This is a genomic window from Pseudomonas sp. DG56-2, assembly GCF_004803755.1.
GTDB classification, from domain to species: Bacteria; Pseudomonadota; Gammaproteobacteria; order Pseudomonadales; family Pseudomonadaceae; genus Aquipseudomonas; species Aquipseudomonas auratipiscis.
Genome location: NZ_CP032311.1, coordinates 3,767,119 through 3,793,029, shown reverse-complemented (window position 1 = coordinate 3,793,029; position 25,911 = coordinate 3,767,119). Strand labels below are relative to the sequence as shown.

The following is a 25,911-nucleotide window of genomic DNA, read 5'->3' as shown; positions in this document are numbered from 1 at the left end:
GCTTGCAGCTAAAGAAAACCCCGGTGCGTGGCCGGGGTTCTTTGTTACTGCATCAAGCTGCTTCGCTTACAGTGCGGCAATCGCGCTGTTGAGCGTCTGGCTTGGGCGCATCACTTTGCTGGTCAGCTCGGCGTCTGGGTAGTAGTAACCACCGATTTCGGCCGGCTTGCCCTGAACGGCGTTGAGTTCGGCGACGATGGTCGCTTCGTTCTCGGCCAGGGCTTTTGCCAGTGGGGCGAAGCGCGCTTGCAGTGCGGCGTCGTCGCTCTGTGCAGCCAGCGCCTGGGCCCAGTAAAGGGTCAGGTAGAAGTGGCTGCCACGGTTGTCGATGCCGCCGACCTTGCGAGCCGGGGACTTGTTGGTGTCCAGGAACTGGCCAGTGGCCTGATCCAGGGTCGCCGCCAGTACCTTGGCTTTCGGGTTCGCGTAGGCAGTGCCCAGGTGCTCCAGGGAGGCGGCCAGGGCCAGGAACTCACCCAGCGAATCCCAGCGCAGGAAGTTTTCTTCAACCAGTTGCTGTACGTGCTTCGGTGCCGAACCGCCGGCGCCGGTTTCGAACAGGCCGCCGTTGTTCATCAGCGGTACGATCGACAGCATCTTGGCGCTGGTGCCCAGTTCCATGATCGGGAACAGGTCGGTCAGATAGTCGCGCAACACGTTACCGGTTACCGAGATGGTGTCCTGGCCGGCGCGGATGCGCTCCAGGGAAACCTTCATGGCGTCGACAGGTGACAGGACGCGAATGTCCAGGCCGGCAGTGTCGTGGTCTTTCAGGTACTGCTGGACTTTCTCGATCAGAACGCCGTCGTGGGCGCGCTGCGGATCGAGCCAGAACAGTGCCGGAGTATTGCTGGCGCGGGCACGGTTTACAGCCAGTTTGACCCAGTCTTGAATCGGGGCGTCTTTGGTCTGGCACATGCGGAAGATGTCGCCAGCTTCGACGTCCTGGGACAGCAGCAGGTTGCCCTTACCGTCAACTACGCGGATTACGCCGTCGACCTTGGCCTGGAAAGTCTTGTCGTGCGAACCGTATTCTTCGGCTTTCTGCGCCATCAGGCCAACGTTCGGTACGCTGCCCATGGTGGTCGGATCGAAGGCGCCATGCTGCTTGCAGTCTTCGATAACGGCCTGGTAGATGGTCGCGTAGCAGCGATCCGGAATCACCGCCTTGGTGTCTTGCAACTGACCTTCGGTGTTCCACATCTTGCCCGAGTCACGGATCATCGCTGGCATCGATGCATCGACGATAACGTCGCTTGGCACGTGCAGGTTGGTGATGCCCTTGTCGGAGTTGACCATGGCCAGGGCAGGGCGTACGTCGTAGACGGCTTTGATGTCCGCTTCGATCTGCGCCTGCTGCTCAGCGGGCAGGTCTTTGATACGGGCGTACAGGTCGCCGATACCGTTGTTCAGGTTGAAACCGATCTGTTCCAGTACGGCGGCGTGCTTGCTCAGCGCGTCCTTGTAGTACTCGGCAACGATCTGGCCAAACATGATTGGGTCGGAGACCTTCATCATGGTGGCTTTCAGGTGTACCGACAGCAGTACGCCCTTGGCCTTGGCATCTTCGATTTCGGTGGCGATGAATGCGCGCAGTGCCTTGGTGCTCATGGTCGCGCAGTCGATGATTTCGCCGGCCTTGACCGCGGTTTTTTCTTTCAGAACGGTCGTGTTGCCGTTCTTGTCCAGTAGCTCGATGCGCAGGTTGTCATCGGCTTCGATCAGCGCGGCTTTCTCGCTGCCGTAGAAATCACCCTGGCTCATATGGGCCACGTGGGATTTGGAGTCTGCAGCCCAGGCGCCCATCTTGTGTGGGTGCTTGCGAGCGTAGTTCTTGACCGACAGTGGGGCGCGGCGATCGGAGTTGCCTTCACGCAGAACCGGGTTCACGGCGCTGCCCTTGATGCGGTCGTAGCGAGCCTTGGCTTCTTTTTCGGCGTCGCTGGTAGCAGCTTCAGGGTAGTCGGGAACGTTGAAGCCCTTGGCTTGTAGTTCCTTGATTGCGGCTTTGAGCTGCGGTACCGAGGCGCTGATGTTAGGCAGCTTGATGATGTTGGCTTCTGGCGTAGTAGCCAGTTGGCCCAGTTCTGCCAAATGGTCGGCCACTTGCTTGTCGGCGCCGAGCTGTTCGGGGAAGGCAGAAAGGATGCGGCCGGCCAGAGAGATGTCCCGGGTTTCTACGGCGATGTCGGCGCAAGCGGTAAAGGCTTCGACGATGGGGAGCAGTGAATAGGTGGCGAGGGCAGGGGCTTCGTCGGTGAAGGTGTAGATGATCTTGGATCGGGTGGGCATATTCGGGTTAACTCTCTGTTTTGCTGAGCGTGCGCAGAATCTCGAAGTGCGCAGGGTAGGCGCTTCGCTCAGACACATCTATGAGCAGAAGGTCGAGGGTTCTGTGCAGTGATGGTGGATTGCATCAGTCGAGTGTCAAACGGCTGGACTGCGGTAACAGTTCAGTCAGGTCGAACCAATCAAGTCGGGGTCGCGTTTCAGACGGTTTGCCCCAGTGACCCTTTGGTCACCGGCGGAGTATACCAAATCCTTGGTCGTAATCATCAAGATCAACGTGTAACAACGGCTTTTTTAGACCAAAGATGTAGGCGCATCAGCCCCAAAATGGTGCATTTGCCACCATGGTTCCCGTTGCCGTGCAACTGGGGTACGCTCTGGGGATCCAGATGACGTACCACACCAAAAAAAACGGAGTGCAGCATGGGATACCAGAAAATCAAGGTTCCGGCAGTCGGCGACAAAATCACCGTCAATGCGGACCATTCTCTCAATGTTCCTGATAATCCGATCATCCCGTTCATCGAAGGCGACGGCATTGGCGTAGACGTCAGTCCCGTCATGATCAAAGTGGTCGATGCTGCTGTAGAAAAAGCCTATGGGGGCAAGCGCAAGATTTCCTGGATGGAAGTCTATGCCGGTGAAAAGGCCACCCAGGTGTATGACCAGGATACCTGGCTGCCACAGGAAACCCTGGATGCGGTCAAGGATTACGTCGTCTCCATCAAGGGGCCGCTGACCACGCCGGTTGGCGGGGGTATTCGATCTCTCAACGTGGCCCTGCGCCAGCAACTGGACCTGTATGTCTGCCTGCGTCCTGTGGTCTGGTTCCAGGGTGTGCCAAGCCCGGTGAAAAAGCCGGGTGACGTCGACATGGTGATCTTTCGCGAAAACTCCGAAGACATTTATGCCGGCATCGAATGGAAAGCCGGTTCGCCCGAGGCGAATAAGGTCATCAAGTTCCTCAAGGAAGAAATGGGCGTCACCAAGATCCGTTTCGACCAGGACTGCGGTATCGGCATCAAGCCGGTGTCGAAGGAAGGTACCCAGCGCCTGGTGCGCAAGGCCCTGCAATACGTAGTGGACAACGACCGCGAGTCGCTGACCATCGTGCACAAGGGCAATATCATGAAGTTCACCGAAGGAGCCTTCAAAGACTGGGGCTATGAGGTTGCCAAGAACGAATTTGGCGCCGAGCTGCTGGATGGCGGCCCGTGGATGAAGTTCAAGAACCCGAAAACCGGTCGTGAGGTCATCGTCAAGGATGCGATTGCCGATGCCATGCTCCAGCAGATTCTGTTGCGTCCGGCTGAATACGATGTCATCGCCACCCTGAACCTCAACGGCGACTACCTCTCCGACGCCCTGGCTGCAGAAGTAGGCGGTATCGGCATTGCGCCGGGCGCCAACCTGTCCGACACCGTGGCAATGTTCGAAGCCACCCACGGTACCGCGCCCAAGTATGCCGGCAAGGACCAGGTCAACCCGGGTTCGGTGATTCTCTCGGCCGAGATGATGTTGCGTCACTTGGGTTGGACCGAAGCCGCCGATCTGATCATCAAGGGCACCAGCGGCGCCATTGCCGCCAAGACTGTGACGTATGACTTCGAGCGCCTGATGGATGGCGCCACGCTGGTCAGCAGCTCCGGTTTCGGTGAGGCAATGATCAAGCACATGTAAGCAAGGCAATAAAAAGCCGGCCCCTTCGCACGAACGGACCGGCTTTTTCTATGTGCTGTGACGGTCAGGCAGTTACGGTAGTGGTCGAGGCTGGCGCAGGGTCGGCGATGGCTGCCTTGATTCCGGTGATTTTCACCGCGTGCAACCCCTTTGGCCCCTGGATGATGTCAAAGCTGACAGCCTGTCCGGCTTTCAGGGTTTTGTAACCATCCATCTCGATAGCTGAGTAGTGAGCGAACAGATCGTCGCTTTTCCCCTCTTCGTTGATGAATCCATAGCCTTTGGCGTTGTTGAACCACTTGACTTTACCGCTTGCCATCCTCATATCCCTCTGCAAAGGACTCCATCACTGGAGTATCATCCACTCCATCCGCATATGAACCTGCGAAAATTCTGGTTGACTGCGCGGATCTTTATCGACCACGGTGGGTTCTTATTGGTTGTAACACCGTTTTGCCGATAGTCAAGGTGAGGTGACGGCAATCCCGCGTCATCTGTGCGGTCAATCCACAATCCAACTTGTCGAAATGATGAAATTCTTTCCATGCATGCACATAGCCAGATTCGACTAACATTCAATCAGGATCGCCCGCAATCGCATGAGGACGATGGTTCTGGCCTGGCGGTACAGGAAGCCAAGCCGGCCCTGCAGGCGCCACCAATGTACAAGGTGATTTTGTTCAACGATGACTACACGCCGATGGATTTCGTCGTCGAAGTGCTCGAGGTGTTTTTTAACCTGAATCGTGAGCTGGCGACCAAGGTCATGCTGGCCGTCCATACAGAAGGACGGGCAGTTTGCGGATTGTTTACCCGTGACATTGCCGAGACCAAGGCTATGCAGGTCAATCAATACGCTAGGGAAAGCCAGCATCCGCTACTCTGTGAAATCGAGAAGGACGGTTAATCGCCGACCACTTGGGTATGAGGTGAAGCTATGTTAAACCGCGAGCTCGAAGTCACCCTCAATCTGGCCTTCAAGGAGGCTCGCTCGAAACGTCATGAGTTCATGACTGTCGAGCACCTGTTGTTGGCGCTATTGGATAATGAGGCCGCCGCGACCGTTCTACGCGCCTGCGGCGCGAACCTCGACAAACTCAAACATGACCTGCAGGAGTTCATCGACTCCACCACGCCATTGATCCCCGTGCATGACGAGGACCGCGAAACCCAGCCAACCTTGGGCTTCCAGCGTGTGCTGCAGCGCGCAGTCTTCCATGTCCAGAGCTCGGGCAAACGTGAAGTCACCGGTGCCAACGTGCTGGTAGCGATCTTCAGTGAACAGGAAAGTCAGGCGGTGTTTCTGCTCAAGCAGCAGAGCGTCGCGCGTATCGATGTGGTCAACTTCATCGCCCATGGCATCTCCAAGGTGCCGGGGCATGGCGATCACTCCGAAGGCGAGCAGGACATGCAGGACGAAGATGGTGGTGAAACCTCGTCGTCAGGCAACCCTCTGGACGCCTATGCCAGCAACCTCAACGAGCAGGCTCGCCAAGGTCGTATCGACCCGCTGGTGGGACGCGAACTTGAAGTCGAGCGGGTAGCGCAGATCCTTGCACGTCGACGCAAGAACAACCCTCTGCTGGTCGGTGAGGCCGGCGTCGGCAAAACCGCCATTGCCGAAGGTCTGGCCAAGCGAATTGTCGATGGTCAAGTGCCTGATCTGCTGGCACAAAGCGTGGTCTATTCCCTTGATCTGGGCGCCTTGCTGGCCGGTACAAAATACCGGGGTGATTTCGAGAAGCGCTTCAAGGCGCTGTTGAATGAACTGCGCAAGCGGCCGCAGGCCATTCTCTTCATCGATGAGATCCACACCATCATTGGTGCCGGTGCGGCCTCCGGTGGTGTGATGGATGCTTCCAACCTGCTGAAGCCGTTGTTGTCTTCCGGTGATATCCGTTGCATTGGCTCGACCACCTTCCAGGAATTTCGTGGCATTTTCGAGAAGGACCGGGCGTTGGCGCGGCGCTTCCAGAAAGTCGATGTCAGCGAGCCGTCGGTGGAAGACACCGTAGGCATTCTGCGGGGTCTGAAGGGGCGCTTCGAGGCGCATCACAATATCGAATACAGTGATGAGGCATTGCGTGCCGCTGCCGAGCTTGCAGCACGTTACATCAACGATCGGCACATGCCCGACAAGGCAATCGACGTCATCGACGAGGCGGGTGCGTACCAGCGTCTGCAGCCGGTGGAGATGCGCGTCAAACGTATCGATGTGCCGCAAGTCGAGGACATCGTTGCGAAGATCGCGCGTATTCCACCAAAGCATGTCACCAGTTCCGACAAAGAGCTTCTGCGTAACCTTGAGCGGGACCTGAAGTTGACTGTGTTTGGTCAAGATGCAGCGATCGATTCGCTGGCGACCGCTATCAAGCTGTCGCGTGCCGGGTTGAAAGCACCTGACAAGCCAGTGGGCTCGTTCCTGTTCGCAGGGCCTACCGGTGTAGGTAAAACCGAGGCAGCGCGCCAGTTGGCCAAGGCGCTGGGTGTCGAGTTGGTGCGTTTCGACATGTCCGAGTACATGGAGCGTCACACCGTGTCGCGTTTGATCGGTGCGCCTCCAGGCTATGTCGGTTTCGACCAGGGTGGCCTGCTTACCGAAGCCATTACCAAGCAGCCTCATTGCGTACTGTTGCTCGATGAAATCGAGAAAGCCCATCCGGAAGTCTTCAACCTGCTGTTGCAGGTAATGGACCACGGTACTCTGACCGACAACAACGGGCGCAAGGCGGACTTTCGCAATGTCATCGTGATCATGACCACTAACGCCGGTGCTGAAACGGCTGCACGAGCCTCGATTGGCTTTACGCAGCAGGATCACTCTTCTGACGCGATGGAAGTAATCAAGAAGAGTTTCACGCCTGAGTTCCGTAACCGCCTGGATACCATTATCCAGTTTGGTCGCCTGAGCCACGAAGTGATCAAGAGTGTGGTGGACAAGTTCCTTACCGAACTGCAGGCGCAGCTTGAAGACAAGCGTGTTCTGTTGGAGGTAAGTGATGCGGCGCGCAGTTGGCTGGCTGCGGGTGGCTACGATGCGCAGATGGGCGCGCGGCCAATGGCGCGGCTGATTCAGGACAAGATCAAACGGCCATTGGCCGAAGAGATCCTGTTCGGAGAACTGGCCGAGCATGGCGGTGTGGTGCACATCGACATTCGCGAGGGTGAGCTGGTATTCGACTTCGAAACCACGGCGGAGATGGCATAACGGCTTAGGTGAGGCGGGCCTGGTCTGCGATTGCGGTGTGTAAGCACATGGCTATCGCGGAACAGGCTCGATCCCATCGTAAGCCCGTTCCCAGTGGTTTTCTGGGGCGAACAAAAACGCCCGGCATATAGCCGGGCGTTTTTGTTGGTGTCGCTTAGCGGGCGCGGTAGGTGATGCGCCCTTTGCTCAGGTCATAAGGCGTCAGTTCAACGCGGACCTTGTCACCGGTCAGGATTCGAATGTAGTTCTTGCGCATTTTTCCGGAGATATGCGCGGTAACGACGTGCCCGTTTTCCAACTCCACACGGAACATGGTGTTGGGCAGGGTGTCGACGACAGTGCCTTCCATTTCGAAGCTGTCTTCTTTCGACATGCAGTAAAGCCCTCGGTATCCAGTTATTGGCCCGGTGCACAACTGCGCCAGGCTAAAAAAGTGGCGTGCATTGTGCCCGAAAAATGGATTTCAAGCCAATGATTTCAGTTTAGGCTCACCCAGCGCTGATTGATCAGTAGCTCGATAGGGCGATACTGGGTCTTGTAGTTCATCTTTTTGCAGTTTTTGATCCAATATCCGAGGTAAACCGCTTCCAGGTCGAGGCGCAGCGCTTCGGTGATTTGCCAGAGGATGGCGAAGCGACCCAGGCTGCGGCGCTCTTCATCGGGTTCGTAGAAGGTGTAGACCGCCGAGAGGCCGTTGGGCAGCAAATCAGTGACTGCCACGGCGACCAGGCGACCATTCAGGCGGAATTCGTAAAAGCGTGAAAACGGCAGGTCGCGGACCAGGAAGGTCGCGAACTGATCGCGGCTGGGTGGGTACATGTCGCCATCGGCGTGACGTTGCTCGATGTAGCGCCGGTACAGCTCGAAGTACTCTTCCTTGAACGCTGGGCGAGCGGCGGTGACGATGATGTCGGCGTTGCGTTTGAGAATGCGCTTCTGTTGGCGGTTGGGTAAAAATCGCGCAGCCGGGATTCGCGCCGGCACGCAGGCGTTGCAGTTTTGGCAATGCGGGCGATACAGGTGATCGCCGCTACGCCGGAAACCCATTTCCGACAGGTCTGCGTAGACATTCACATCCATCGGCTGGCTCGGGTCGAGAAACAGCGTGGTGGCTTGTTCGTCAGGCAGGTAGCTGCAGGAATGGGGTTGAGTGGCATAAAACTTCAACCGCGCCAGCTCTGTCATGATCAACCCCTCGGGAGGTGCTTTAGATTTAAGTGTATGCCAGCTGGGAAAACTCGCCTAACAAACCCAGGTGGCGCTATTGGGTTGATCCAGGTAGCGCTCCAGATAATCGGCGAAAGTGGCTCGGGCAATGGCTCGGGCGCCCAGGCTCTGCAGGTGTGCGGTGGGCATCTGGCAATCGATCAGGATAAACCCTGCTTGCTGAAGGTGTTCCACCAGCGTCACGAAGCCAACTTTGGATGCATTGTCGGCGCGGCTGAACATCGATTCGCCGAAAAACAGGCGGCCCATGGCCAGTCCATACAGGCCGCCGACCAGTTCGCCGTTCTGGCGCACCTCCACCGAGTGGGCAAAACCCTGGTCGTGCAGTTTAAGGTAGGCCGCCTGCATGCTGTCGGTGATCCAGGTGCCGTCTGCGTAGTCGCGTGGCGCGGCGCAGGCGGCAATCACCGCCGCGAAGTCCTGATCGAAACTTACCTGGTAGTGGCCCTGGCGGATAAATTTGCGCAACGAGCGCGATACATGCAGTTCGTCGGGGAACAGCACTGTGCGCGGGTCCGGTGACCACCAGAGGATTGGCTGGCCGTCCTGATACCAGGGGAAGCAACCGTGACGATAGGCTTGCACCAGGCGCTCGGCGCTTAGATCCCCGCCAGCGGCGAGTAGGCCGTTAGGGTCGCGCATGGCTTTGTCCAGCGCGGGGAATGTCAGGGAGTCGCGGCTCAACCAGGTCAGCATCGTGGTCCAAAGATGGAGGAGGGGAGGGCATCCAGCATTGCCTGAAAGCACCTTGCGGGGCAAGTCGCGTCGTCACCAGCGGCTTTATGGCAACTTGCTTTGGTGTTTGTTGTCACACCTGTGCAAAAACAACGCATAAGCCTTTGTCACAAAAGAAAATGCGTGCTCAAATTGGGATATAGGAAATTGGCCACCGTTTACGCTTGTTTCTAGCGTGCCGCCATAGCGGTAGACGGGCAGTAATGTTAAAAGTAGTGGTTTATTGACTGTTCAAATAGGTCAATCACTGTTGGACGCGCGTTGAGCGCAGGAATAGAAGCGTTTTGAAGAAATCCACCGCAACATCGAAGCCCTTGCCTGTGCCGCTTTGGCGTCAGCAGCTGCATTACCGCCTCAAGGAAGGTGCGCTGATCGCCTTTGGGGCGCTGTGCCTGTACTTGTTGATGGCGCTGCTGACCTACGATCAGGCCGATCCAGGTTTCAGTCATACCAGCAATGTCGATCAGGTGCAGAATGCCGCCGGGCGCGCGGGTGCCTATTTCGCCGACGTTCTGTTCATGGTGCTCGGCTATTTCGCCTATATCTTTCCGTTGCTGCTGGCCATCAAAACCTGGCAAATTTTCCGTGAGCGCCATCAGCCTTGGCAGTGGAGCGGCTGGCTGTTCTCCTGGCGCTTGATCGGCCTGGTGTTTCTGGTGCTTTCCGGCGCCGCCCTTGCGCACATTCACTTCCATTCTGCCGCCAGTTTGCCTGCCTCGGCCGGCGGTGCCTTGGGCGAAAGCCTGGGAGATCTGGCCAAGAACGCCTTGAACGTACAGGGCAGCACCCTGATGTTCATTGCCCTGTTCCTGTTTGGCCTGACCGTGTTTACCGACCTGTCCTGGTTCAAGGTCATGGACGTTACCGGCAAGATCACCCTCGATCTGTTCGAACTGTTCCAGGGCGCCGCCAATCGCTGGTGGGCGGCGCGTAACGAGCGCAAGCGTCTGGTTGCACAACTGCGTGAAGTCGACGATCAGGTTCATGATGTGGTCGCTCCAATGGTCCCGGACCGCCGCGAACAAGCCAAGGCCAAGGAACGTATCATCGAACGTGACCAGGCCCTGACCAAACATGTGGCCGAGCGTGCGCAGCAGCCAGCGCCGGTGATAATGCCCGCGCCAGCCAAGGTGCCTGAGCCGAGCAAGCGCGTGCAGAAGGAAAAGCAGGCGCCGCTGTTCGTCGACAGTGCCATTGAGGGCACATTGCCGCCGATTTCGATTCTTGATCCTGCCGAGAAAAAACAGGTCAATTATTCGCCTGAATCCCTGGCCGGCGTGGGGCACTTGCTGGAAATCAAGCTCAAGGAGTTCGGCGTGGAAGTCTCGGTGGACTCCATTCACCCAGGCCCCGTGATTACCCGCTACGAAATCCAGCCGGCCGCAGGCGTGAAAGTCAGCCGGATCGCCAACCTGGCAAAAGACCTGGCGCGGTCGCTGGCAGTGACCAGCGTGCGTGTGGTTGAAGTAATTCCCGGCAAGACCACCGTCGGTATCGAGATTCCCAACGAAGACCGACAGATCGTGCGTTTCTCCGAAGTGCTGTCGTCGCCGCAGTACGACGAAGCCAAGTCGCCGGTGACCATGGCCCTGGGCCACGACATTGGCGGTAAGCCGGTCATTACCGATCTTGCCAAGATGCCGCACCTGCTGGTAGCCGGTACGACAGGTTCTGGTAAGTCGGTGGGGGTTAACGCCATGATCCTGTCGATCCTGTTCAAGTCGGGGCCCGAAGACGCCAAGCTGATCATGATCGACCCGAAAATGCTCGAATTGTCGATCTACGAGGGCATTCCGCACCTGTTGTGCCCAGTGGTTACCGACATGAAGGACGCCGCCAATGCACTGCGCTGGAGCGTCGCCGAGATGGAACGACGCTACAAGCTGATGGCGGCGATGGGGGTGCGTAACCTGGCGGGCTTCAACCGCAAGATCAAAGACGCCGAGGAAGCGGGCGAGCCTATCTATGACCCGATGTTCAAGCGCGAGAGCATGGATGACGTGCCGCCGCTGCTGAAAACCCTGCCGACCATCGTTGTGGTGGTCGACGAGTTTGCCGACATGATGATGATCGTCGGCAAGAAGGTCGAAGAGCTGATCGCACGTATCGCCCAGAAGGCCCGAGCTGCCGGTATCCACCTGATCCTTGCGACGCAGCGGCCTTCGGTGGACGTGATCACCGGCCTGATCAAGGCCAACATCCCGACCCGTATGGCTTTCCAGGTATCGAGCAAGATCGACTCACGGACCATCATTGACCAGGGCGGTGCCGAGCAGTTGCTCGGTCATGGCGACATGCTTTATATGCCGCCAGGCACCAGCCTGCCGATTCGCGTGCATGGCGCCTTCGTTTCCGACGAAGAGGTTCACCGTGTGGTCGAGGCCTGGAAGTTGCGTGGCGCCCCAGACTACAACGACGACATTCTCAACGGTGTCGAAGAAGCCGGTAGCGGCTTTGACGGTGGCAGTAGCGGTGATGGCGATGATGCCGAGACCGATGCCCTGTACGATGAGGCCGTACAATTCGTTCTGGAAAGTCGCCGCGCTTCCATTTCCGCCGTGCAGCGCAAGCTGAAAATTGGCTACAACCGCGCCGCGCGCATGATCGAGTCGATGGAAATGGCTGGTGTCGTAACCGCCATGAACACCAACGGCTCGCGTGAAGTGATTGCCCCCGGGCCGTCTCGCGACTGATGACCTTTCAGTCTGTGGCCAGCGACGGCCACAGGCCCACTCATACTGCAACGAGGATTGCCATGCGCCTGATTCGCATGATGTTGGTTTCCGCTTTGGCCGTGTCCAGCGCTTCGGTATTTGCCGGCGAGCAGGATGTGGCGCGCTTGACCCAATTGCTGGAAAAATCCCGGACTATCGAGGCTCGATTCTCGCAGTTGACCCTGGATGCCAGCGGCACCAGCCTGCAGGAAACGGCGGGGCAAATGTCGGTTCAGCGCCCAGGACTGTTTTACTGGCACACTGACGCGCCACAGGAGCAAGTCGTAGTCTCCGACGGCAAGACGGTAACCTTGTGGGATCCGGACCTGGAGCAGGCGACGATCAAGAAGCTCGATCAGCGCCTGACCGAAACGCCTGCACTGCTGTTGTCCGGTGATGTATCGAAGATCAGCCAGAGCTTCGATATCACCTCCAAGGAGCAGGGTGATGTCATGGATTTCACCCTCAAGCCGAAAACCAAGGACACCCTGTTTGACTCCCTGCGCCTTTCGTTCCGCAAGGGGCTGGTCAATGATATGCAACTGATCGACAGCGTCGGCCAGCGCACCAACATCCTGTTCACCGGCGTCAAAGCCAACGAGGCGATTGCGGCAGGCAAGTTCAAGTTCGACATCCCGAAAGGCGCTGACGTCATTTCGGAATAAGAGGTAGTAGCGCCATCCATGGACCTGTTTCGTAGCGAACCCGTAGCCCAGCCTCTGGCAGCGCGCCTGCGCCCGGCCAACCTGGACGAGTACGTTGGCCAGGAGCACTTGCTGGCCCGCGGCAAGCCGCTGCGCGAAGCGCTGGAGCAGGGAGCGTTGCACTCAATGATTTTCTGGGGCCCGCCCGGGGTCGGCAAGACCACCCTGGCGCGGCTGCTGGCGCAGTTCTGCGATGCCCACTTCGAAACCGTTTCGGCGGTGCTGGCGGGGGTCAAGGAGATCCGCCATGCGGTGGAAATCGCCAAGCAGCAGGCAGGGCAATACGGGCGGCGCACCATACTGTTCGTTGACGAAGTGCACCGTTTCAACAAGTCCCAGCAAGATGCCTTCTTGCCGTATGTAGAAGACGGCACGCTGATTTTTATCGGTGCCACCACTGAGAACCCTTCGTTCGAGCTCAACAATGCGTTGTTGTCGCGGGCGCGGGTGTATGTGCTCAAGAGCCTCGACGAAGCGGCCCTGCGCAAATTGGTCAATCGCGCCCTGAGCGAGGAGCGTGGCCTCGGCAAACGCCAGTTGCGCGTCGGCGATGAAGCGTTTCAGATGCTCATGGCTGCTGCCGATGGTGATGGTCGGCGCATGCTCAACTTCCTCGAAAACGCCTCCGATCTGGCGGAGGATGGCGGCGAAATCGGTGTGGAGTTGCTGCAAAGCCTGCTGGGTGACAGTCGCCGTCGCTTCGACAAGGGCGGCGAAGCCTTCTACGACCAGATCTCGGCGCTGCACAAGTCGGTCCGCGGCTCCAACCCCGACGGCGCACTGTATTGGTTTGCCCGAATGCTCGACGGTGGCTGTGATCCGCTCTATATCGCGCGTCGTGTCGTGCGCATGGCCAGCGAAGATATTGGTAACGCCGACCCCCGAGCCCTGAGCCTGTGCCTGGCGGCCTGGGATGTACAAGAGCGTCTCGGTAGCCCTGAAGGTGAGCTGGCCGTGGCCCAGGCCATCACCTACCTTGCCTGTGCACCGAAGAGCAATGCCGTTTACATGGGCTTCAAAACTGCCCTGCGGGAAGCGGGCGAGCATGGTTCGCTGGAAGTACCGCTACACTTGCGCAATGCGCCGACCAAGTTGATGAAACAACTGGGCTATGGCGACGAGTACCGTTACGCCCATGACGAACCGGATGCCTATGCAGCCGGGGAAGATTACTTCCCGGATAACCTCGAGCCGCGCCATTACTATCAGCCTGTGCCGCGCGGCCTGGAGTTGAAGATCGGTGAGAAGCTCAAGCACCTCGCCGAGCTTGATCGCAAGAGCCCACGGCAACGGAGAAAGCCATGATTGCTGTGATCGCCGCCGTCAGCGCGGGGGGTATCGCCGGGACCTTGCTGCGGTTTGCCACGTCCAATTGGGTCAATGCCCACTGGCCACGCCACTTCTATCTCGGTACGCTGGCGGTCAATCTGATTGGCTGTCTGCTGATCGGCCTGCTATACGGGTTGTTTCTGCATCGCCCGATGGTGCCGGTCGAACTGCGTGCTGGCCTGATCGTCGGCTTTCTTGGCGGTTTGACTACATTTTCATCCTTTTCCCTGGATACCGTGCGTCTGCTCGAAAGCGGGCAGGCGCCGCTGGCCTTCGGTTATGCCGGGCTTAGCGTATTTGGCGGGCTGCTCGCGACCTGGGCCGGCCTGTCTTTAACCAAATTCTGAACCAACGAGAGAACGATATGCTCGATTCCAAACTGTTACGCGGCCAACTTCAGGAAGTGGCGGACCGCCTGGCCTCCCGTGGCTTCAGCCTGGATGTCGCGCGCATCGAAGCACTGGAAGAACGCCGCAAGGTGGTGCAGACCCGCACCGAACAACTGCAGGCCGAGCGTAACACCCGTTCCAAATCCATTGGCCAGGCCAAGGCTCGTGGCGAAGATATCGCGCCGCTGATGGCCGATGTGGAACGCATGGCCCAAGAGCTGGCCAGTGGCAAAACCGAACTGGACGGCATTCAGGCCGAGCTGGACGCGATTGTATTGGGCATTCCCAACCTGCCGGACGAAAGCGTGCCGGTCGGCGCCGATGAAGATCACAACGTTGAGGTGCGTCGCTGGGGCACCCCGCGCCAGTTCGATTTCGAAATCAAGGACCACGTCGCCCTGGGTGAACTGAGCGGTGGCCTGGACTTTGAAACCGCAGCCAAGCTCTCGGGTGCTCGATTCGCCTTGCTGCGCGGGCCAATTGCGCGCCTACACCGCGCCCTGGCGCAGTTCATGATCAACCTGCACACCAGCGAGCACGGCTACGAAGAAGCCTACACCCCGTACCTGGTACAGGCGCCGGCGCTGCAAGGCACCGGTCAACTGCCGAAGTTCGAAGAAGACCTGTTCAAGATCAGCCGTGAAGGCGAAGCCGACTTCTACCTGATTCCGACCGCTGAAGTATCGCTGACCAACATCGTCGCAGGCGAGATCCTCGACGCCAAGCAGTTGCCGGTCAAGTTTGTCGCCCACACGCCATGCTTTCGCAGTGAAGCCGGCGCTTCGGGTCGTGACACCCGCGGGATGATCCGCCAGCACCAGTTCGACAAGGTCGAGATGGTCCAGATCGTTGAGCCAGGTAAATCCATGGAAGCGCTGGAAGGCCTGACTGCCAACGCCGAGCGCGTGCTGCAGGCGCTGGAGCTGCCGTACCGCGTTCTGGCGCTGTGCACCGGCGACATGGGTTTCAGTGCGGTCAAGACTTACGACCTGGAAGTCTGGGTGCCGAGCCAGGACAAATACCGCGAGATCTCTTCGTGCTCCAACTGTGGTGACTTCCAGGCGCGCCGCATGCAGGCCCGCTGGCGCAACCCGGAAACCGGCAAGCCTGAGTTGGTCCATACCCTGAACGGTTCGGGTCTGGCGGTTGGGCGTACCCTGGTTGCGGTGCTGGAGAACTACCAGCAGGCCGATGGTTCGATCCGCGTGCCTGAAGTGCTCAAGCCGTACATGGGCGGCCTGGAGATCATTGCTTAAATGGAATTTCTGCCGCTGTTCCACAAACTGCGCGGCAGCCGTGTGCTGGTTGTCGGTGGAGGCGAGATTGCCCTGCGCAAGTCGCGTCTACTGGCCGATGCCGGGGCGGTACTGCGCGTGGTTGCGCCCCAGATCGAAGCGCAACTGAGCGAGCTTGTCCGGCACAGCGGTGGCGAAATCCTCAGCCGTGGCTATCAGTCGAGCGATCTTGACGGTTGTCAGTTGATCATTGCTGCAACAGATGACCAGGCGCTCAACGCTCAGGTTTCAGCCGATGCTCACCAGCGCTGTGTGCCGGTCAACGTGGTCGATGCACCTGCCTTGTGCTCGGTGATCTTTCCGGCGATTGTCGACCGTTCGCCCCTTGTGGTGGCGGTGTCCAGTGGCGGTGATGCACCGGTGTTGGCGCGGTTGATCCGCGCCAAGCTGGAAACCTGGATTCCAGCCGCTTATGGCGAGCTTGCTGGGTTGGGCGCGCGTTTTCGGCACAAGGTCAAGGCCCTGTATCCGGACGTCAATCAGCGTCGTGGTTTTTGGGAAGATGTTTTCCAGGGACCTATCGCCGAGCGGCAACTGGCCGGGCAGGGTGCTGAAGCCGAGCGGTTGCTGCAAGCCAAGATCGACGGCGCCAGCTATCAGGCGCCGGGTGAGGTGTATCTGGTCGGTGCAGGGCCGGGTGATCCCGATTTGCTTACCTTTCGTGCCTTGCGTTTGATGCAGCAGGCTGACGTGGTGCTCTACGATCGTTTGGTTGCTCCGGCGATCATCGAGCTGTGCCGCCGTGATGCCGAGCGCATCTACGTCGGTAAACGTCGCGCCGATCATGCTGTGCCTCAGGATCAGATCAACCAATTGCTGGTGACCCTGGCTCGTCAGGGCAAGCGGGTATTGCGTTTGAAGGGCGGTGATCCGTTCATCTTCGGTCGTGGTGGTGAAGAGATCGAAGAACTGGCAGAGCAGGGCATTCCTTTCCAGGTAGTGCCGGGTATCACTGCCGCCAGTGGTTGCTCAGCGTATGCTGGCATACCGCTCACTCATCGCGATTACGCCCAGTCGGTGCGGTTCGTTACCGGCCACCTCAAGGACGGTACCAGTAACCTGCCTTGGAATGATCTGGTGGCACCGGCTCAGACCCTGGTGTTTTACATGGGGCTGGTTGGTTTGCCGACCATCTGTGCCGAGTTGATTCGCCATGGTCGCGCTGCCGACACGCCCGCAGCGCTGGTACAGCAGGGCACTACGCCGAATCAGCGGGTGTTCACCGGCACACTGGCTGATTTGCCGGCGCTGGTCGCCGAGCATGAGGTTCATGCGCCGACCCTGGTGATCGTTGGTGAAGTGGTCCAGTTGCGTGAAAAGCTGGCCTGGTTCGAAGGCTCCCAGGGCTGAAATACATCGCGAGGCAAGCCCGCTTCTACAGACTCACCTCTGTAGACGCGGGATTACCCCGTGATCACCAATCACAGCATTAATCGTTGGTCCAGATACCTCGCCCCGCCAACCGTTGCCGATCATGCTGCTGGGTAAAGTCCTGCAATGGGCCTTTAGGCACAATTCCATTCGGGTTGATGGTCTTGTGACTCATGTAGTAATGCTTCTGGATATGCTCGAAGTTCACCGTCTGCGCCACCCCTGGCCACTGATACAACTCTCGTAGCCAATTCGACAAGTTTGGGTAGTCGGCAAGGCGCCGCAGGTTGCACTTGAAGTGCCCGTGGTACACCGCATCAAAGCGAATCAACGTGGTGAACAGTCGCCAATCGGCTTCAGTCAGGTACTCGCCGGTTAAATAACGGCGTTCGCCAAGGCGTTGATCCAGGCAGTCCAGTTCGGCGAACAATTGATCGAAAGCCTGTTCGTACGCCTCTTGCGAGGTGGCAAAGCCTGCTCGATACACACCATTGTTGACCGCCGGATAGATGCGCTCGTTGAGGGCATCTATCTCTGCTTGCAGCGGCTCGGGGTAGAGGTCCAGGCGATTGCCGGTCAGGCCATCGAAGGCATGGTTGAAAATGCGGATGATCTCTGCCGACTCATTGTTGACGATGCGCTGTTTCTGCTTGTCCCACAGCACCGGCACGGTAACCCGGCCGCTGTAATGTGGATCGTCGCGGGTATAACGCTGATGGAGATACTGCAGGTGCTCGAGTTTGTCGCCGGTAGAGCCCTTGCTCTGATCGAACGTCCAGCCGTTCTCGCCCATCAGCCAGCTGACTACTGACACATCAATGAGACTTTCCAGGCCTTTAAGCTTGCGAAAGATCAGGGTGCGGTGCGCCCAAGGGCAGGCCAGCGACACGTACAGATGATAGCGCCCGGCTTCGGCGGCCGGTAGTTGATTGCGGCGCTGCGCGCTTTCACGCTGGAAGGCGCCATCTTTGCTGCTTTCATACCACTGGTCATGCCAGCGTCCATCGATCAAAAGGCCCATGCTTGACTCCTTGGCGATTCATTCTGATATAGAGCCCAGTTTACGGAGCTGAGTTCGAACGAATAGCGCAAAGACCGGGCCGGTTTAATCGGTTTGTTCGATCAGTTGCGCTTGTCCCAGTAGCGTTGGGCTTGAGCGAAGGCGTCTTCACGCGACTGGCCAAGGCCACGCAAAGCCAGGGCCATGGTCGCTACTACAGCCAGTTCACCATAGCTGTCCTGCGTGTCGCCACGCCATACCGAGAGTAATTGCTCAGGCTCCAGGTTCGCTGGTTTTACATGCCGTTGGGCAGCCAGGGCAGGCCATTCCTCATCCCAATCCACGCCCGCTGCAGTGCCGTACAGATGGCTGGTGGTGTCGGGGTTGATCTCGATCTCGCCACCGTCACCCTTGACCACAATAGCGGTATCGCCAAGCAGACGACTGGCTTCGCGGTGTACCGCCTGATAGCCCGGATGGAAGATGCTCTGCAGGCCGCAGCGTGCGCCCAGAGGGTTGAGCACCCGGGCCAGGGAATGGATAGGCGAGCGCAGGCCCAGGGTGTTGCGCAGGTCGATCATGCGTTGCAGGCGTGGCGCCCAGTCCTGCAGCGGAATAAACGCCAATTGTTGGCTGTCGAGCGCCTTGGCCACCGCCTGCCAGTCGCGACACAGGGGGATCTGCAACACCTCCAGCACTTGTTCGGTGTAAAGACGTCCGGCGGTGTGTGCGCCACCTCCATGCAGGAGAATGCGCACACCATTGGCGGCCAGGCATTTGGCCGCCAGCAGGTACCAGGGCAGGTGGCGCTTTTTCCCGGCATAACTGGGCCAGTCCAGGTCTACCTGGATCGCTGGTGCATGCAGGCGCTGACGCAGCGCTTCAGTGAAGCCGGCCAACTCCTCAGGGCTTTCTTCCTTGTGCCGCAGCAGCATCAGAAAGGCGCCCAGTTGCGCTTCCTCGACCTTGCCGTCGAGCAGCATGCCCATGGCCTCACGGGCTTCCTCACGGGTCAGGCCGCGGGCGCCGCGCTTGCCCTTGCCAAGGATGCGTACAAACTGGGCAAAGGGATGTTCGGACGGGGTTTCGGTGATCAGCGGGCGAGGGTCGGTCATATGCAATTGGTCGGCTTTGGCAGGCCCGCAAGTTTTGCGGCGAGTTTGGCGGGAGTGCCTTTGAATAGGCGGTTCAGGTGCATGCTGTTGCCTTTCTCCGGCCCCAGCTTGAGTGCCGTGTACTTGATCAGCGGGCGCGTGGCCGGCGACAACTCGAACTCCTGGTAAAAGGCCCGCAGTACCGTCAGCACTTCCCAGTGCTCCTCGGTGAGCTCCAATTGCTCGCGGGCGGCGAGGGCGTTGGCAACCTCCTCAGACCAGTCGCTGAGCTCAAGCAGATAGCCGTCCTTGTCCAGGGCAATGTTGCGCGCGCCTACAGTGAGGGTGCTCATAGCCAGGTGTTGACCTTGTCGTAGTCCAGCGAAAGCGCAACGAACGCCGGGTAGTCGATGGCCTGAACGCCGTCGTCGGTGTTGATGGCGCGGGCTTGCAGGTCTTCCTCGAGGGCGAACAGGCGGCCTTGCAGATTGCTCGCGTGCAGGCTGGCCAGCGGCGCGCTTGCGGCTTGCAGGGCATACACGGCATCGCCGCACAGCAACAGGCCATCCTTGCTACCGAGCAGGCGCAAGCAACTGCTCAGGCGATTGTCGCCGAAGGGCGAATGGGAAATTACGTGCAAGGTGCTCATCAGAGGGTTACCACCTGGTCGAAACGGTCAATCAATGCAGCCAGTTCGGCGTCATCCAGCGCCTGTACCGGCAGGCTGAGGTTCTGCGTCGTCAAACCGCGCTCCTGCAGGCTGCTGCGGGCGACAAAAAGCTCGTCGACACCGAACATCGGCAAGGCCTGCAAGTTGGCAGCGAGGTTCTTCTGTTGCAGTTGAGCAGGCTGCTGGCCCGGCGCGAGTTGAAACACCCCGTCATCGAGAAACAGCATGCCCAGGGGCAGATCGAAGGCCCCACCAGCCAGGGCGATATCTAGTGTTTCGCGGGCGGACAGACCGGCCCAAGGTGCCTTGCGGCTTATCAGCAGTAACGACTTGGCCATCTCAGTCGCCTCCAAAACAGAGCAAGCGGTCAGCCAGTTGCGCACCTTCATGCAGTTGGCCAAGGCCAGACAGCTCCCAGGGTGCCGGCAGGTTCACCGCGGTGCGCTGGTAGCGTTGGGCTTCCTCGTCATTGAGTACGCCACGGCGCAACGCCGCGGCAATGCATACCACGGCATCAAGCTGGTGCTCGCTGATGAAGGATCGCCATTGGGCGGCGATATCCAGCTCATCCTGAGGGGCGACGATATTGCCCGAGGCGCAGTGCACGCCGTCTTGATAAAAAAACAGCCGGACAATTTCGTGGCCGCTGGCGAGTGCCGCCTGAGCAAAGCGCAGGGCGCGGCGTGAGGAGGGCGCATGGGCCGGGGAAAAAACCGCAATGGCGAACTTCATGGAAGGCTCATTCAGCAAAACTGCGCCAATCATAAAGCAAATCGAGGGAGCGGGCTTGCCCTGCGACGGCCCGCCCCCGTTCGCTCAAGCCTTCTCTTTATGCTCTGGCAGGAACCAGTTCAGTACCAGTGCACAAATCCCCCCGGTAGCGACCCCCGACTCCAGCACATTGCGCAGCGCCGACGGCATGTGCGCAAGAAACTCCGGCACCTGCGCCACGCCCAGGCCCAACGCCAGCGACACCGCAATAATCAGCAGTGCACGGCGGTCCAGGCTGATGCTTGCGAGAATGTTGATCCCTGATGCAGCCACTGCACCGAACATCACCATCGCAGCGCCACCCAGTACTGGCTCCGGCACTGCCTGAATCACCCCGGCAACACTTGGGAACAGGCCGAGGATGACCAGCATGGCCGCGATCCATACACCGATATGACGACTGGCAATGCCGGTCAGTTGGATAACGCCGTTGTTCTGGGCAAACACCGAACTTGGGAAGGTGTTGAACACCCCGGCCAGCAACGAGTTGGCACCATTGACCAGTACCCCGCCTTTGATCCGTTGCATCCACAGCGGCCCCTCGACCGGTTGGCGCGAAACCTTACTGGTCGCAGTCACGTCTCCAATGGCTTCCAGGGAGGTCACCAGGTAAATCACCAGCATCGGAATGAACAGCGCCCAAGAGAAACCCAGGCCAAAGTGCAGTGGCATGGGTACCTGGAACAGCTCGGCTTCATGCATGCCAGTGAAATCCAGGCGGCCGAGATAACCGGCCAGCGCATAGCCAACGGCCAGGGCAATGACAATGGCGCAACTGCGCATCCACACCACTGGAATACGGTTGAGCACCACGATAATCGCCAACACCACGCCCGACAGCAGCAGGTTTTCGCCGTTGGCGAAGGTGCCGTTGCCCATTGCCGCAAAGCCACCGCCCATGCTGATCAGGCCGACCTTGATCAAGGTCAGGCCGATCATCAGCACCACAATGCCGGTCACCAGCGGCGTGATCAGGCGTTTAACGAAAGGCAGGATGCGCGAAATGCCCATTTCAACGAACGAACCGGCAATCACCACACCGAAAATCGCCGCCATTACCGCTTCCACCGGCGTACCTTGCTTGACCATCAGAGCGCCACCGGCGATCAAGGGGCCGACAAAGTTGAAACTGGTGCCTTGCACAATCAGCAGACCCGCGCCGAATGGCCCGAAACGACGGCATTGCACAAAGGTGGCGATACCCGAGATCACCAGTGACATCGACACAATCAAATTGGTGTCGCGTGCCGAAACGCCCAGCGCCTGGCAAATCAGCAAGCCGGGGGTCACGATCGGCACGATGATCGCCAGCAAGTGCTGCAGTGCTGCCAGCATGGCAATCAGCGGCCGCGGCTTGTCCTCAAGGCCGAGGACCAGTTCATTGGCCTGCGCGGGTGCGCCGGGTCCTTGCTCGATTGAACTCATGGGAGTGCTGCCCCGGAAGAAAAAAGGAGCGCATTCTACGGGGCTATGGGCATTTGGGGTAGTAATAGCTGGCACAAAAAAGCCCGCCGAAGCGGGCTTTCCTACAAACTGCCTAGCTTATGATCAGTCGTCGCGACCCATCAGACCGAACAGTTGCAGCAGGCTGACGAACAGGTTGTAGATAGAAACATACAAGCTGATCGTGGCCATGATGTAGTTACGCTCGCCACCGTGAATGATCGCGCTGGTCTGGAACAGGATGCAGACCGACGAGAACAACACGAAGCCAGCGCTGATTGCCAGTTGCAGGCCACTGATCTGGAAGAACAGGCTAGCCAGCACAGCACCCATCAGCACGAAGAAACCTGCGGTGATGAAACCACCGAGGAAGCTCATGTCCTTACGGGTGATCAGTACATAGGCCGACAGACCACCGAACACCAACGCGGTCATGGCGAAGGCCGAACTGACAACCTCAGCGCCACCGGCCATGCCCAGGTAACGGTTGAGGATAGGGCCGAGGATAAAGCCCATGAAACCGGTAAGGGCGAAGGTCGACACCAGGCCCCACGCCGAGTCACGCAGCTTGTTGGTGAGGAAGAACAGGCCATAGAAGCCGATCAGCACCACGAAAATGTTCGGGTAGCCAACGCGCATCTGCTGCGCAATAAAGGCCATGAGACCACTGAAGGCGAGGGTGATAGCCAACAGCCCGTACGTATTGCGCAGGACTCGGCTGACCTCCTGCTGCTCGACCTGCTGGCCGTGATTGACGGCGTAATCCTGTTCGCGCATGGCGACACTCCTGTGGGTTTGAAACGTTAGATGCAAAGATCATAACAGAGCGATGGCAACCAGCTACACAGAGAGTTTGACAGCTTGTTTCATTTCGGTATTATGTCGCCCGCAATACGAGGAAGCGTGGCCGAGTGGTTTAAGGCAACGGTCTTGAAAACCGTCGATGGGCAACTATCCTAGAGTTCTTATCTTAGGTAATCCTCAGATGCATACTTCAAGGCGCCCTAGGTGATGCATCGGGGAATTGGCAGAGTGGTTGAATGCACCGGTCTTGAAAACCGGCGAACGTTAATAGCGTTCCCAGGGTTCGAATCCCTGGTTCCCCGCCAGAATCAGTAAAAACAAGGGCTTAGAGAAAATCTAAGCCCTTTTTTTGTGCGTGTGAAATTTGAATTTGCAAGGATGGTGGGGGCAATTTGCGCGCTATGCGAAAGCATGCATTTCACTAGATGCCTTCTGCTGCAAACTACTGCACGCTTCTCGGAGAAAGAAAGCCAACTGCATACTTGATGGGCGTCACTTAGCAGTGCGCCTTCGGCCTCCAGAAGACCTCCCAAGAACGGAAACTTGGGAGGCCTAGGAGGCATCCATTTGCCCTAGAGTTTCTGGTTAATCCCTAGGTGCTCCAGTCGTGCCGGATCCACGACACCCACAAGCGTGTCACCTTCGAGGCCTGAAGGCGGGCAGGCGTAAAGGTCATTTTTTGAAATCTCACGCCTCTTGCCAGTAACGCTGAACCGTAGATTTAGGCAGCCCTAGAGCACGTGCGGTTTCTGCTTGTGTCATGCCTTGGCGCTTTAGGTCAATCACGGCACTGACCCTCTGAGCATTCGCTCGTATGCCTCTTTCGCGTTTCTTCAATACTCCATCTTGAGTCTGGGCCTCCATGATTTGCAGGCCGCCTGATTCTATGAAGCTCTGAAGTTCAGCTTGTGCATCTTGCAGTTCACGCTCCGGAGTCTTTTGGTCGCGGATCGACAAGCACAATGCCATGATGGTCAGGAGGCTGACATCGAGCGTGTCAGCGATCTTTAGAAGGGTTGGCAGCGTCGCCTGGATTTTCCCTTGTTCAAGCAAGCTTAAGTTGCTCTGGCTAAGAGTCTCGGCGAGGGATTCGTAACCCTTTCCTTTCATTTGCCGAATGGCGCGCAGAGTGATAGCTAGCTCTTCCTTCACGGTCAGCTTTCCAAAAGGAAGGATAGAGCCACAGTCCTTGCAGCCCAATAAATATCATGTATTGTTATTAGTGAGTCGTTTTGCTTATGATGTCTCCTCAGAGATCGGCGTGCTGACTCATCAATTTTGCATGTGCCTAGGCTGTGTGACCTCCTGACTGCCAGAGACATGTGCAGCGTTGATCGTTTGCGCTTGGCCGATATAGAGCCGATCTAGGGCTGGGCTAGAGATGGAGTAGGGTTTACCACAGTGTTTGTGACCTATAGCAGCAATTTGCAGGGCCAGTTTAGGGCTCCAGAGAGTGTCCGTATGCTCTGGAATTCAGCTGACATCAGTCAGTGTGAATATTCTTTTCTGGTCGAGGGAGTGGGGTTAGAGGATGGGGCCATAGGCCCGGTTGCGCATGTTGTAAGTGACGTTGCCACTCTTCAGATGATGCGCGCTGGAGAGCAAGGTAATTTCCTGATCGTGAGCAATGTTCACATCATCCTATCTCCAGCCAAAAGCAAAAAAGGCTCTTACGCAATGGAGCTCCTCTCTGAGATTCGCATTCAGGGTGGAACCGAGAGCAGCCCGGTCTACGAGTTCATCACTAAAGCTGGTGAGGTCTACACGAGCACACCAAGTTAACACCGCAAGGTTGAGGGCAAATGGCCGCTGCTTTAGGAACGATCATGCCTCTCTACAATTTGGGCGTTCTGAGAGGGGATCATCTCCGTTCGACTCATGGTCGGTTGCGCGATCAATTTCATACAGAAGGGCAATGAACTCGAGAGCGGGGAGGCGATTGATGCAGCCACGTTTTCTCAGTGCTCCAGCAAAGTCTCCAAGTAATGTTCGATAGCCAGGCTTCCGCTCCTGTGGCGGCTTTGGCCAACGGAGGTTGAGGTATACATGGAAATTAACGAGATCGAGCGCGAACGCCGTCGTGAAGCTGTGGCAGCAGAAATCGCTTGTCTAGCGCTCGACGGAGGGCGGCTTGCAGCTGAGCGCCTGGCACAGTTGCAGCGCTACGTGGATGGTGAAGTTAGCCTCGAAGAGCTTCGAGCAGAGCTAATTGAACGTCTGCGATTAGATAATGAGGGAATCGTAGATGAAGATGAAATGTGTCGAGCCTGGGGTGACGTTGAGTGATTCGAATCTCTCGACCGTAGCCGGCTAAAGCCGAATGAGCGAAGTCTCGGTCTCTTTTTGATTTGCTGCCCCATTTGGACGCATCGGAGACACGATCAGCGTTCAACAGGAACCAACTGATCCGATGAAAATTTTGATCTACTCAGATCTGCACCTGGAGTTCGCGGACTTCCAGCCTCCTGCGACGGAATGCGATTTGGTCGTGCTGGCCGGCGACATCTCGGTAAAGAGTCGCGGGGTGGGGTGGGCCAATGAGACCTTCAGCTGTCCGGTGATCTATGCCTGCGGCAACCATGAGTTCTACAAAGGCCACATCGACCGCACGCTGACCAAGATGCGCGATGCGGCTGCAGAACATGTACACATCCTGGACAACCAGTCCCTGATCATTGGCGACACCAGGTTTTTGGTAGCAACGGCGTGGACAGATTTCACTGCGAGCGGGGACTACAGGGTAGCGATGAGGGTGTGCGCGGAATGGATGAACGACTTCAAGCGCATCCGCATCGGCGAGGGGTATAGCAAGCTTCGTCCTGTCGATCTAATCGCACGAAACATCACTACTCGTGAATTCTTAGCGACTGAGCTAGCTAAGCAATTCGACGGCAAGACGGTGGTGGTTACTCATCACTGCCCAATTCAAGAGGTCGCCGGTGATGGTCACGAAGGTCACCTGGGTGCTGCCTACTTCAATGATTGGCATGATTTGGTTGCCCAGACTGATGTTTGGATTTTCGGCCACACCCATCATGCCGTCGACACAGTCGTCTCGGGCTGCCGAGTCCTTTCGAATCCGAGAGGATATCCAGGTGAGCGTACTGGGTTCGTGCCGAATCTAGTGGTTGAAGTCTGATGAGATGAGTCCAAGCGTCCAGACTTCTGCGCACGCAACTTTCGGTCGA

General features: G+C 58.1%; 26 protein-coding genes and 1 tRNA gene. 13 read left to right on the top strand and 14 right to left on the bottom strand.

Going from position 1 to position 25,911, the window contains the following annotated elements; genetic code table 11:
• Window positions 1-66 precede the first annotated feature (66 nt).
• Complete coding sequence (locus D3Z90_RS17200) at window positions 67-2,292, bottom strand: NADP-dependent isocitrate dehydrogenase (protein WP_136477165.1); 2,226 nt, start codon at window positions 2,290-2,292, stop codon at window positions 67-69.
• Window positions 2,293-2,712: 420 nt separating this feature from the next.
• On the opposite strand from D3Z90_RS17200, the gene icd reads away from it, so the two are divergent.
• Complete coding sequence (gene icd / locus D3Z90_RS17195; protein WP_136477164.1) at window positions 2,713-3,969, top strand: NADP-dependent isocitrate dehydrogenase; 1,257 nt, start codon at window positions 2,713-2,715, stop codon at window positions 3,967-3,969.
• Between the two features lie 64 nt (window positions 3,970-4,033).
• Here the strand turns inward: icd and cspD are convergent, their stop codons facing one another.
• Entirely contained in the window at window positions 4,034-4,288 is a 255-nt protein-coding gene (cspD, locus tag D3Z90_RS17190; RefSeq protein WP_136477163.1) for a cold shock domain-containing protein CspD, read from the bottom strand.
• Between the two features lie 225 nt (window positions 4,289-4,513).
• Between cspD and clpS the strand changes: the two genes are divergently transcribed.
• Window positions 4,514-4,876, top strand: coding sequence for an ATP-dependent Clp protease adapter ClpS (gene clpS / locus D3Z90_RS17185; protein ID WP_136477162.1), 363 nt, complete (start codon window positions 4,514-4,516; stop codon window positions 4,874-4,876).
• Between the two features lie 30 nt (window positions 4,877-4,906).
• Window positions 4,907-7,177: an ATP-dependent Clp protease ATP-binding subunit ClpA gene (clpA, locus tag D3Z90_RS17180; RefSeq protein ID WP_136477161.1), complete on the top strand. Its 2,271-nt coding sequence runs from the start codon at window positions 4,907-4,909 to the stop codon at window positions 7,175-7,177.
• A gap of 154 nt (window positions 7,178-7,331) precedes the next feature.
• Here clpA and infA read toward each other — a convergent pair whose 3' ends face one another.
• The 3 genes from infA to aat all read right to left on the bottom strand — a co-directional run bounded on the left by infA (window position 7,332) and on the right by aat (window position 9,100).
• Window positions 7,332-7,550: a translation initiation factor IF-1 gene (gene infA / locus D3Z90_RS17175; protein ID WP_002553999.1), complete on the bottom strand. Its 219-nt coding sequence runs from the start codon at window positions 7,548-7,550 to the stop codon at window positions 7,332-7,334.
• 104 nt (window positions 7,551-7,654) lie between these two features.
• A complete protein-coding gene (locus tag D3Z90_RS17170) occupies window positions 7,655-8,362 on the bottom strand; it encodes an arginyltransferase (RefSeq protein ID WP_136477160.1) in 708 nt (235 codons plus the stop codon).
• Window positions 8,363-8,419: 57 nt separating this feature from the next.
• Window positions 8,420-9,100, bottom strand: a complete 681-nt coding sequence (gene aat / locus D3Z90_RS17165) for a leucyl/phenylalanyl-tRNA--protein transferase (protein WP_136477159.1) — start codon at window positions 9,098-9,100, stop codon at window positions 8,420-8,422.
• A gap of 323 nt (window positions 9,101-9,423) precedes the next feature.
• On the opposite strand from aat, the gene ftsK reads away from it, so the two are divergent.
• From ftsK to cysG, 6 genes are all read left to right on the top strand, one after another.
• Window positions 9,424-11,832 (top strand): DNA translocase FtsK, encoded by a 2,409-nt coding sequence (gene ftsK / locus D3Z90_RS17160; protein ID WP_136477158.1) that lies wholly within the window; start codon window positions 9,424-9,426, stop codon window positions 11,830-11,832.
• A 62-nt stretch (window positions 11,833-11,894) separates the two neighbouring features.
• Window positions 11,895-12,518, top strand: coding sequence for an outer membrane lipoprotein chaperone LolA (gene lolA / locus D3Z90_RS17155; RefSeq protein WP_136477157.1), 624 nt, complete (start codon window positions 11,895-11,897; stop codon window positions 12,516-12,518).
• An 18-nt stretch (window positions 12,519-12,536) separates the two neighbouring features.
• Window positions 12,537-13,862 carry a replication-associated recombination protein A gene (locus tag D3Z90_RS17150; protein ID WP_136477156.1) on the top strand — a complete coding sequence of 442 codons (1,326 nt, stop codon included), beginning with the start codon at window positions 12,537-12,539 and terminating at the stop codon, window positions 13,860-13,862.
• Window positions 13,859-14,233, top strand: a complete 375-nt coding sequence (gene crcB / locus D3Z90_RS17145) for a fluoride efflux transporter CrcB (protein ID WP_136477155.1) — start codon at window positions 13,859-13,861, stop codon at window positions 14,231-14,233. Before D3Z90_RS17150 ends, crcB begins: the two co-directional genes overlap by 4 nt.
• Before the next feature lie 17 nt (window positions 14,234-14,250).
• The gene (gene serS / locus D3Z90_RS17140; protein ID WP_136477154.1) at window positions 14,251-15,531 is read left to right on the top strand and encodes a serine--tRNA ligase; all 1,281 of its coding nucleotides are present in this window, start codon (window positions 14,251-14,253) and stop codon (window positions 15,529-15,531) included.
• The gene (cysG, locus tag D3Z90_RS17135; RefSeq protein ID WP_136477153.1) at window positions 15,532-16,920 is read left to right on the top strand and encodes a siroheme synthase CysG; all 1,389 of its coding nucleotides are present in this window, start codon (window positions 15,532-15,534) and stop codon (window positions 16,918-16,920) included.
• Between the two features lie 79 nt (window positions 16,921-16,999).
• Here the strand turns inward: cysG and D3Z90_RS17130 are convergent, their stop codons facing one another.
• From D3Z90_RS17130 to D3Z90_RS17095, 8 genes are all read right to left on the bottom strand, one after another.
• The gene (locus tag D3Z90_RS17130) at window positions 17,000-17,962 is read right to left on the bottom strand and encodes a glutathione S-transferase family protein (RefSeq protein ID WP_136477152.1); all 963 of its coding nucleotides are present in this window, start codon (window positions 17,960-17,962) and stop codon (window positions 17,000-17,002) included.
• Window positions 17,963-18,063: 101 nt separating this feature from the next.
• Complete coding sequence (locus tag D3Z90_RS17125) at window positions 18,064-19,056, bottom strand: glycosyl transferase family protein (RefSeq protein WP_136477151.1); 993 nt, start codon at window positions 19,054-19,056, stop codon at window positions 18,064-18,066.
• A complete protein-coding gene (locus D3Z90_RS17120; RefSeq protein ID WP_136477150.1) occupies window positions 19,053-19,388 on the bottom strand; it encodes a TusE/DsrC/DsvC family sulfur relay protein in 336 nt (111 codons plus the stop codon). Before D3Z90_RS17120 ends, D3Z90_RS17125 begins: the two co-directional genes overlap by 4 nt.
• Entirely contained in the window at window positions 19,385-19,684 is a 300-nt protein-coding gene (gene tusB / locus D3Z90_RS17115) for a sulfurtransferase complex subunit TusB (protein WP_136477149.1), read from the bottom strand. The genes D3Z90_RS17120 and tusB overlap by 4 nt, the downstream gene beginning before the upstream one ends.
• Entirely contained in the window at window positions 19,684-20,043 is a 360-nt protein-coding gene (tusC, locus tag D3Z90_RS17110; protein ID WP_136477148.1) for a sulfurtransferase complex subunit TusC, read from the bottom strand. Before tusC ends, tusB begins: the two co-directional genes overlap by 1 nt.
• 1 nt (window position 20,044) lies before the next feature.
• Window positions 20,045-20,437, bottom strand: coding sequence for a sulfurtransferase complex subunit TusD (gene tusD, locus D3Z90_RS17105; RefSeq protein WP_136477147.1), 393 nt, complete (start codon window positions 20,435-20,437; stop codon window positions 20,045-20,047).
• 84 nt (window positions 20,438-20,521) lie between these two features.
• Window positions 20,522-21,901 carry a nucleobase:cation symporter-2 family protein gene (locus D3Z90_RS17100; RefSeq protein WP_136477146.1) on the bottom strand — a complete coding sequence of 460 codons (1,380 nt, stop codon included), beginning with the start codon at window positions 21,899-21,901 and terminating at the stop codon, window positions 20,522-20,524.
• 123 nt (window positions 21,902-22,024) lie between these two features.
• Window positions 22,025-22,696, bottom strand: a complete 672-nt coding sequence (locus D3Z90_RS17095) for a Bax inhibitor-1/YccA family protein (protein WP_136477145.1) — start codon at window positions 22,694-22,696, stop codon at window positions 22,025-22,027.
• Between the two features lie 241 nt (window positions 22,697-22,937).
• Here D3Z90_RS17095 and D3Z90_RS17090 point away from each other — a divergent pair.
• Window positions 22,938-23,028 (top strand) — tRNA-Ser (locus D3Z90_RS17090).
• Between the two features lie 382 nt (window positions 23,029-23,410).
• Here the strand turns inward: D3Z90_RS17090 and D3Z90_RS17085 are convergent.
• Window positions 23,411-23,875, bottom strand: a complete 465-nt coding sequence (locus tag D3Z90_RS17085; RefSeq protein ID WP_223253842.1) for a helix-turn-helix transcriptional regulator — start codon at window positions 23,873-23,875, stop codon at window positions 23,411-23,413.
• Window positions 23,876-24,184: 309 nt separating this feature from the next.
• Between D3Z90_RS17085 and D3Z90_RS26960 the strand changes: the two genes are divergently transcribed.
• The 3 genes from D3Z90_RS26960 (at window position 24,185) to D3Z90_RS17070 (ending at window position 25,862) form a co-directional block, all read left to right on the top strand.
• Window positions 24,185-24,505 carry a hypothetical protein gene (locus tag D3Z90_RS26960; RefSeq protein WP_100782366.1) on the top strand — a complete coding sequence of 107 codons (321 nt, stop codon included), beginning with the start codon at window positions 24,185-24,187 and terminating at the stop codon, window positions 24,503-24,505.
• A 264-nt stretch (window positions 24,506-24,769) separates the two neighbouring features.
• Window positions 24,770-25,009 carry a hypothetical protein gene (locus D3Z90_RS17075; protein WP_100782350.1) on the top strand — a complete coding sequence of 80 codons (240 nt, stop codon included), beginning with the start codon at window positions 24,770-24,772 and terminating at the stop codon, window positions 25,007-25,009.
• 124 nt (window positions 25,010-25,133) lie between these two features.
• Entirely contained in the window at window positions 25,134-25,862 is a 729-nt protein-coding gene (locus tag D3Z90_RS17070; protein WP_100782349.1) for a metallophosphoesterase, read from the top strand.
• Window positions 25,863-25,911: the final 49 nt, after the last annotated feature.